This window comes from Stenotrophomonas sp. B1-1 (assembly GCF_010894375.1).
Classification (GTDB): domain Bacteria; phylum Pseudomonadota; class Gammaproteobacteria; order Xanthomonadales; family Xanthomonadaceae; genus Stenotrophomonas.
In genome coordinates this window covers 95696-103363 of sequence record NZ_JAAIUZ010000018.1, presented here as the reverse complement: position 1 = coordinate 103363, position 7668 = coordinate 95696, and the positions used below count along the sequence as shown (strand labels likewise).

The following is a 7668-nucleotide window of genomic DNA, read 5'->3' as shown; positions in this document are numbered from 1 at the left end:
AAGCAGTCGAGCAAGCTCGACTCTACGAAGGGCCAGAGCAAAGCAGTCGAGCAAGCTCGACTCTACGAAGGGCCGGAGCAAAGCAGTCGAGCAAGCTCGACTCTACGAAAGGCGGTCAGGCGGGCGGTCAGATCGCCAGTTCGGCTTCCACGTCCTGCACCTTGCGCCGGGCCAGGGCCAGGTTGCTCTTGGTCCGGTCCAGCACGATGTAGAAGAACAGGCCCTTCTTGCGCGCCACCGGGCGCATGATGTGGTACGCCTTGCCCAGCGAAATCAGGATGTCTTCAATGCTGTCGTTGAGGTTCAGCGAGGCGGCGGTCTTCATCTTGGCGCGGATCACTTCGGTGTTGCCGGCGGCCGCCACCTCCATGTCCATGCCCGCGCCGGCCTCGCCCAGCAGCATGCCGCTCTCGTAATCGACCAGGGCCACGGCCTGCGCGCCGTCGATACCCATCAGTGCATTCAGCGATTCAGTCAGTCCAGCCACGTGCGCTCCCCTTCATCTTGTTGGTTCGAGCCCCTGGTTCCCCTGCGGCCGGGCTCACGTTCCGCCGAGTTCGGCCAGGATCTCCCGGCCACATTCCCTGCTCTGCCACAGCACCTGGCCGATCACGCTGCGCTGGTCGCACGCGGCCATCAACAGCAGCGGTGCGCGCCCTTCGGCGGTAATGGCCAGCATCAGCACCTTGCCGCCGGCGGCCTCCAGCATCAGCGTCTGCAGTTCGCCCAGTACCAGTTCGCGGCCCACCGCGCCGGCCAGCGCCAGCATGGCGCTGGTCATCGCCGCCAGCCGTTCGCCGCGCCCTTCGGCACCGGCACTGACCACCGCAAAGCCATCCACGCTGGCCAGCACCACCGCACGCACGCCCTCCACGCGCTGGCGCAGGTCGTGCAACAACGGTTGCAGGCGGGCACGTTGTCGTTCGTCCGGCAACAGGGCCAGCTGTCCGTCAGCCATGCGCGGCCACCAGTGCGTGCGCTTCCATCTCGCTCATCAATACATCCATCAGCAGCAGTCCCTGCTCACGATCGCGGGCATCCAGCGGCAGCAGCGGCAACGGTTGCCCGTCCAGCACGGCGCGTGCCGCCCAGTCGTCCAGTACCGCTGCCGGTGCCAGGTCCAAGTGGGTGACCGCCACCACCAGCGCCAGCGCACCGGCGAAGGGCTGCAGGGCCTGCAGGTAGGTGTCCAGTTCGGTGGCCAGGCCGCTGCGGCGCGCGTCCAGCAGCAGCACCGCGCCACGCGCGCCCTGCAGCAGGATCGGCCACAGGAAGTCGAAGCGCTGCTGGCCCGGCGTGCCGTACAGGCGCAGGCGCTCGCCGTTGGGCAGGTCGATATCGGCGTAGTCCAGGGCCACCGTGGTCGAGGCTTTGTCGGCACCGGCGCGATCACTGTTGGCCACATCGGTATCGATCACCGCGCCGGCCGCGATGCTGCGTACCAGCGTCGATTTGCCGCTGCCCATGCCACCCAGCACCACCACCTTGTGTTCACGCATGGCGCTCGTTCCCGCGCAGGCTGCGCCACAGACGGGCCAGCAGGCCAGGGTCGGGGCTGCTGCTGCGCATCGGCGTGGCCGTGGATGTGGCCGAACCCTGCAACTGGGCGTAGCCGCACAGGTAGGCCGCATGCACGAAGTCACGCACGGCCGCGGCGGGAAGCTCCAGCAGCATCGCGCACTCATCCACCGTGCTGGCGCGCTTGAGCAGCAGCGAGCACAGACGGAAGGCGTCGTGATCGTGGCCCAGCACGCGGAAATCCGGCCAGCGCAGCAGCTTCACCGTGGCCCCGCGCAGGCGCTCGTCCAGTGCCTGCCAGTGGCGGCTGCGCTGCGCCCATTGCCACAGCAGCGGGCGCAGCGGCTGGCGCGGCCGCGTACCGGCCAGCGCCTGCAGCTGCGCGGCCGTGAGCGCGTCCAGCTGCAGGTGTTCGAATCCGTCGGCCAGGCGTTCCACCAGCAGCGCGGCCGGCTCCTGCAGCAGCACGGCTTGGTCCTGTTCGATATCCATCAGCAGCAGCGGCTGGCCCTCCAGGGCCAGCAGCAATTGGCCCTGGCGCAACGGCAAACGCTCGCGCAGCAGGCGGGTGATGGCATGGGCGCCGTCGGCCAGGCGTACCGGTGTGGACGGCGGCGCGGCCTGCATGCCGCGCAGCGCATGGCCGATGGCGCCGTCGTCCAGCACATCGTGGCCACCATCGCCGCGGCGCAGCTGCCCGCCGATGTCTTCTATCCAGCACTGCAGGCGGGGCCGCTGCTGGCGCATGCGCAGTGCCGCATTGCGCAGCGCCGGCGTGTCGCGGATCACCAGCAGATCGCAGTCATCCAGATCCTGGCTGCGGCGGATCTGCCCGTCGGGCAGCGCCGAAGCCACACGCAGGCGCTGCAGCAGTGCCTGCTCGCCCTGGATATCGGTTCCCACCACCAGCACGCGTGCCATCCGAGTTCCCCGGGCAACCGCCTCCCCGGCGGTTTCGCAGGCCAAGGCTAGGACAAGTGAGACACGGCGGGCCGTGACCCATTGCTCAGATTGCAGCGGGTAGTGAAAGGGCACACAGCGGTTCTGCGACGGCCATCGGGGGCAAGTTTCATGCCGTGTTGACGGCATTGGGGAATGGGGTCGGAGCCCGCCGCTTCGCAGCGGGATCCGACCCCGGGCACCAACTCCTGGCCCCAGCAAAAAGAAACCCGCGCCGGAGCGCGGGTTTCTTCTTCACAACCAGGCGGCGATGGATCAGCCGCGCAGCTGTTCCAGTGCGGCGTTCAGGGTCGCGCTGGGACGCATGGCCTGGCTGGCCTTGGCCACATCCGGACGGTAGTAGCCGCCGATATCCACGGCCTTGCCCTGCACCGCCACCAGCTCGTCAACGATCTTCTGTTCGTTGTCGCTCAGCGCCTTGGCCAGCGGTGCGAAGCGCGCCTTCAGTGCGGCATCGTCGTCCTGCGCAGCCAGCGCCTGCGCCCAGTACAGGGCGATGTAGAAGTGGCTGCCACGGTTGTCGATGCCACCCAGCTTGCGCGACGGCGACTTGTCGTTGTCCAGGAACTGGCCGTTGGCTTCGTCCAGCGCCTTGGCCAGCACGCGGGCGGCGGCGTTGTCGTAACGGTTGCCCAGGTGTTCCAGCGACGCGGCCAGGGCCAGGAATTCACCCAGCGAATCCCAGCGCAGGTAGTCCTCTTCCACGAACTGCTGCACGTGCTTGGGGGCCGAACCACCGGCGCCGGTCTCGAACAGACCACCACCGGCCATCAGCGGCACGATCGACAGCATCTTGGCGCTGGTGCCCAGTTCCATGATCGGGAACAGGTCGGTCAGGTAGTCGCGCAGCACGTTGCCGGTCACCGAAATGGTGTCCTCGCCCTTGCGGATGCGATCGAGCGAGAACGCGGTCGCTTCCACCGGCGGCAGGATGCGGATGTCCAGGCCATTGGTGTCGTGGTCCTTCAGGTACTGCTCGACCTTGGCGATGACCTGCGCGTCGTGGGCGCGGGCGGCATCAAGCCAGAACACAGCCGGGGTGCTGCTCAGGCGGGCGCGTTCGACGGCCAGCTTCACCCAGTCCTGGATCGGTGCGTCCTTGGTCTGGCACATGCGCCAGATGTCACCGGCTTCCACCGCGTGTTCGAAGACCACGTTGCCGGCATCGTCGGTGACCTTGACCACGCCGTCGGCAGCGATCTGGAAGGTCTTGTCGTGCGAGCCGTACTCTTCGGCCTTCTGCGCCATCAGGCCGACATTCGGCACCGACCCCATGGTGGCCGGGTTGAACGCACCGTGGGCCTTGCAGTCGTCGATGACGGCCTGGTACACGCCGGCGTAGCAGCGATCGGGGATGATGGCCTTGGTGTCCTGCAGCTTGCCTTCGGCATTCCACATCTTGCCCGAGTCGCGGATCATCGCCGGCATCGAGGCGTCGACGATCACGTCGCTCGGCACGTGCAGGTTGGTGATGCCCTTGTCCGAGTTGACCATGGCCACGCCCGGGCGCTGTGCGTATTCGGCAGCCAGGTCGGCTTCGATCGCGGCGCGGGTGGCTTCCGGCAGCGACGGCAGGCGCGCGGCCAGGTCGCCAATGCCGTTGTTGGCATCGAAACCGGCCTGCTTCAGCACGTCGGCGTGCTTGGCCAGCACGTCCTTGTAGAACTCGTTGACCACCACGCCGAACATGATCGGGTCGGAGACCTTCATCATGGTGGCCTTCAGGTGCAGCGAGAACAGCACGCCCTGCGCCTTGGCATCTTCGATCTGCGCGGCGATGAAGCTGGCCAGCGCCTTGCGGCTCATCACCGCGGCATCGACGATCTCGCCGGCCTTGACCGCGGTCTTTTCCTTCAGCACGACGGCGCTGCCGTCCTTGCCGTGGAAGGTGATCTTCAGCGCACCGGCGTTGGCCAGCGTGGCCGACTTTTCGCTGCCGTAGAAATCACCGGCGGCCATGTGCGAAACGTGCGACTTCGAATCCGACGCCCAGGCGCCCATGCGGTGCGGGTGCTTGCGGGCGTAGTTCTTCACCGACAGCGGCGCGCGGCGGTCGGAGTTGCCTTCGCGCAGCACCGGGTTCACCGCGCTGCCCTTGACCTTGTCGTAGCGCGCCTTGTAGTCGCGCTGCTGGTCGTCGGCCGGGGTTTCCGGGTAATCCGGCAGCGGATAGCCCTGGTCCTGCAGTTCCTTGATGGCCGCCTTCAGCTGCGGCACCGAGGCGGAGATGTTCGGCAGCTTGATGATGTTGGCGTCCGGGGTGGTCGCCAGCTGGCCCAGCTCGGCCAGGTCGTCGCTGACCTTCTGCGCATCGCTCAGCAGTTCGGGGAACTGCGACAGGATGCGGCCGGACAGCGAGATGTCACGGGTTTCCACCACGATGCCAGCGGTGGCGGTATAGGCGTCGATGATCGGCAGCAGCGACTGGGTCGCCAGGAACGGTGCTTCGTCGGTCAGCGTATAGAGGATCTTGGACATGGGGGACTTGGACTCTGTAGCAGTTCTCAGGGGAAGGCCGGCGCCAGCGCCGGGCCACGTGCAACCGTGTCACTTTCCCTCGTCGCCGTCAGGGTGGGCGCGCGGCGGGGAAACCCCTGCATTGTCGCGTTTTCAGCCGCGCGGGGCAAAGCCATGCCATACGCCAAGGTACTGCGCTGCGGCAACGCAGTGATCCATTGCCGTGGTATCGGTTGCAACCATCGCCGCGCGCCCACGCGTGGCGTGGTCTACACCCGGCGCGGCGGCCGTTCGGGTAGATCCACGCCATGCGTGGATGCGGCCCAGCGTGCAACCGCCCAACAAAAAAGACGCAGCCTCGCGGCTGCGTCCATCGTGAGTCCAACCGGGAGAGAGTCGGCGGGACTTACTTGACCTCGAACTCCTGCGGCGTTCCGGCCGCCTTACCATCAACCATGACTTCGGCGCGGTACTTGCCGGCCGGCCAGCCATTGGCATTCTTGAACGTGATGTTGGTGGTCTCGGCGCCGCTGGTGTTCAGCGTGGCGCTCTGTTCACCGGCCACCTGGCCGTCCTGGAAGGTCAGCTTGGCGCCGACGTTGACGTTGCTGGCCGCGCCATCGGTCTTCACCGAAACGACGACATCATCCTTTGGCGCGAACAGGGCAGCCGTGGCAACGGACTTGTCCGCAGCCGCGCTCTTGCCCACGGTGACCGAGGACACGGCCACGGCGCTTGCGGCGGCCATCGGCGGCGGCGCGCCAGTCATCGGCGCCGGTGCCGGCTCGGCCGGGGCAGTGGCTGCCGGGGCGGCATTGGTATCGGTGGATTCTTCCTTCTTCTTGCAGCCCACCAAGGCGACACTGCCCAGCAGGGCGGCCAGCAGGGCGTTCTGAAGCGGCGTGGTCTTGATCATTCGTGGTTTCTCCCAGGCATGTTCGGATAGCGATCGTGGGCCGGTTGCGGGTCCGGCTTACTTCGGCGGCAGCTTCAGGGTCTGGCCCGGGAAGATCTTGTCCGGGTCGTCAAGCACATCGCGGTTGGCCTCGAAGATCTTCTTCCAGGCATTGGCATCGCCCAGGTGCTGCTTGGCGATCTTCGACAGCGAATCTCCCTTCTGCACGGTGTAGGTGCCGCCACTGACAACATCAGCGGTGCTGTCCACCGATGCGCTCACGCCGGAAAAGTCCGCCTTGGGAACCTGTTGCGCGGTACTGTCGACGCTGGCGCTTACGCCGGAGAAATCGGCCTTCTTCTCGGTACTCATCCACACACTCCCGTCTGCATGACTACGTGGTATGCACGGTGCCATGGCGGTTGTTAAATGGGGATGGTGCGGATGTGAAGCCGCCCCCCGGGGCGGCTGAACAATCGGGGTGGCCGATGGCCGCTGCGCTCGCCGGGCGTGGCCCGGCGCTACCCGTAGGTGCCGACCATCCCCTGCGGTGGTAGCGCCGGGCCATGCCCGGCGGCGCTTATTGGCGCAGTTCGCGGTAGGTCGCAGCGGGGGCTGCGATGCCGGGGCTGGCACGCCAGGGATTGATGTCCAGGCCACCCCGGCGGGTGTAGCGCGCTTCCACTTCCAGCCACTGCGGCTGGCAGCGTGCGGACACCTCGCTGAAGATGCGCTCGACGCACTGCTCGTGGAACTCGGCGTGCTCGCGGTAGCTGACCAGATAGCGCAGCAGGCCGGCACGATCGATCTTCGGGCCCCGGTAGCGCAGGCTGACCGTGGCCCAATCCGGCTGGCCGGTCACCGGGCAGTTGGATTTCAGCAAGGCCGACACCAGGGTCTCTTCCACCACGTTGCCCGCGTCGGCAGCAAGATAATCGGCCTGCGGCGGGCCATAGCAGTCGATCTCCACCTGCAGCCCGTCGATGGACTCACCCAGCGGCGCTTCGCGCAGTTCCGGCAGGCCGAACGCCACCTGCACCGGCGCACCGGCACAGGCCGACAGATCGGCAACCAGGCGCTCGCGCAGGGCTTCGGCACTGTCGATACGGGTGCTGTTGAGGGAGTTCAGGTACAGCTTGAACGACTTCGATTCGATCAGCCGCGGCGAGGTGCACGGCACCTGCACGGTGGCCACGGCCACCTGCGGCTTGCCACGCGGGTCGAGCCAGCTCAGTTCGAAGGCATGCCAGCGGTCATGGCCGACGAACGGCAGCGCGGCATCATCGAGGCCGATTTCCGAACGGGCGCCGATGCGCGGGATGGGAAACAGCAGGCCGGGATCGTACTGCGACGGGTAACTGACCTCGCGACCGAGGCTGGAGTCCTGGGGGGTGTTCATGGGCGTCATTGTATCGCGCGCAGGGCGGGCCTTCGGCCGGATCGGCCAACGGCGCAGCCCCTCCGTGGTGGTTAAGAGCAGGATCTCGGGGTCGGCCGGGAGGGTGGGTTGGCTGGGGGACGCCGCAAGTACGTCCATGTAAGCTCGGTCGCCGCATCCATGCGGCTCACGCCCCCAGCCAACCCACCCTCCCGGCCACGGACAGTTTCCCGCGCCACCACGGGAAAGATCAGGAAAATCAAATTCAAAAGCAGAAGCCGGTCGTTCAGACGTTCATGACGTCCGCCGTGTCGACCAAGGTCGACACCTACCAGAGCAGGAATGGGGTCAGAGCCCGTTGCGAAACAACGGGATCCGACCCCGTGCCGTTCCGACGGATCGCAGGAAACTGTCGGGGGCGGGGTGGTGTGGGCTTGCAGGACCGCAGGCGCCATGGATG

8 protein-coding genes are annotated in these 7668 nt (G+C 66.9%); all 8 read right to left on the bottom strand.

The features are described 5' to 3' along the window. Positions 1 to 127: 127 nt before the first annotated feature. A complete protein-coding gene (locus G4G00_RS14945) occupies positions 128 to 487 on the bottom strand; it encodes a hypothetical protein (RefSeq protein ID WP_108751060.1) in 360 nt (119 codons plus the stop codon). Positions 488 to 541: 54 nt separating this feature from the next. Beyond that, a complete protein-coding gene (locus G4G00_RS14940; RefSeq protein WP_164274682.1) occupies positions 542 to 958 on the bottom strand; it encodes a roadblock/LC7 domain-containing protein in 417 nt (138 codons plus the stop codon). After that, on the bottom strand, positions 951 to 1499 hold the full coding sequence (locus tag G4G00_RS14935; protein WP_164274679.1) for an ATP/GTP-binding protein: 549 nt from the start codon (positions 1497 to 1499) through the stop codon (positions 951 to 953). The genes G4G00_RS14940 and G4G00_RS14935 overlap by 8 nt, the downstream gene beginning before the upstream one ends. Next, positions 1492 to 2439: a hypothetical protein gene (locus G4G00_RS14930; RefSeq protein WP_164274677.1), complete on the bottom strand. Its 948-nt coding sequence runs from the start codon at positions 2437 to 2439 to the stop codon at positions 1492 to 1494. The genes G4G00_RS14935 and G4G00_RS14930 overlap by 8 nt, the downstream gene beginning before the upstream one ends. A 294-nt stretch (positions 2440 to 2733) precedes the next feature. Then, positions 2734 to 4956: an NADP-dependent isocitrate dehydrogenase gene (locus G4G00_RS14925; RefSeq protein ID WP_164274674.1), complete on the bottom strand. Its 2223-nt coding sequence runs from the start codon at positions 4954 to 4956 to the stop codon at positions 2734 to 2736. Between the two features lie 385 nt (positions 4957 to 5341). Beyond that, complete coding sequence (locus G4G00_RS14920) at positions 5342 to 5851, bottom strand: hypothetical protein (protein WP_108751065.1); 510 nt, start codon at positions 5849 to 5851, stop codon at positions 5342 to 5344. 57 nt (positions 5852 to 5908) lie between these two features. After that, complete coding sequence (locus G4G00_RS14915) at positions 5909 to 6202, bottom strand: LysM peptidoglycan-binding domain-containing protein (protein ID WP_108757357.1); 294 nt, start codon at positions 6200 to 6202, stop codon at positions 5909 to 5911. A gap of 208 nt (positions 6203 to 6410) precedes the next feature. Next, on the bottom strand, positions 6411 to 7229 hold the full coding sequence (gene queF, locus G4G00_RS14910; protein WP_164274672.1) for an NADPH-dependent 7-cyano-7-deazaguanine reductase QueF: 819 nt from the start codon (positions 7227 to 7229) through the stop codon (positions 6411 to 6413). Positions 7230 to 7668: the final 439 nt, after the last annotated feature.

Bases quoted from the DNA above. Each gene is read 5' to 3' on its own strand.
- G4G00_RS14940 (WP_164274682.1), bottom strand. From the start codon at position 958: ATGGCTGACGGACAGCTGGCCCTGTTGCCGGACGAACGACAACGTGCC.
- G4G00_RS14915 (WP_108757357.1), bottom strand. From the start codon at position 6,202: ATGAGTACCGAGAAGAAGGCCGATTTCTCCGGCGTAAGCGCCAGCGTC.
- G4G00_RS14925 (WP_164274674.1), bottom strand. From the start codon at position 4,956: ATGTCCAAGATCCTCTATACGCTGACCGACGAAGCACCGTTCCTGGCG.
- queF (WP_164274672.1), bottom strand. From the start codon at position 7,229: ATGAACACCCCCCAGGACTCCAGCCTCGGTCGCGAGGTCAGTTACCCG.
- G4G00_RS14935 (WP_164274679.1), bottom strand. From the start codon at position 1,499: ATGCGTGAACACAAGGTGGTGGTGCTGGGTGGCATGGGCAGCGGCAAA.
- G4G00_RS14920 (WP_108751065.1), bottom strand. From the start codon at position 5,851: ATGATCAAGACCACGCCGCTTCAGAACGCCCTGCTGGCCGCCCTGCTG.
- G4G00_RS14930 (WP_164274677.1), bottom strand. From the start codon at position 2,439: ATGGCACGCGTGCTGGTGGTGGGAACCGATATCCAGGGCGAGCAGGCA.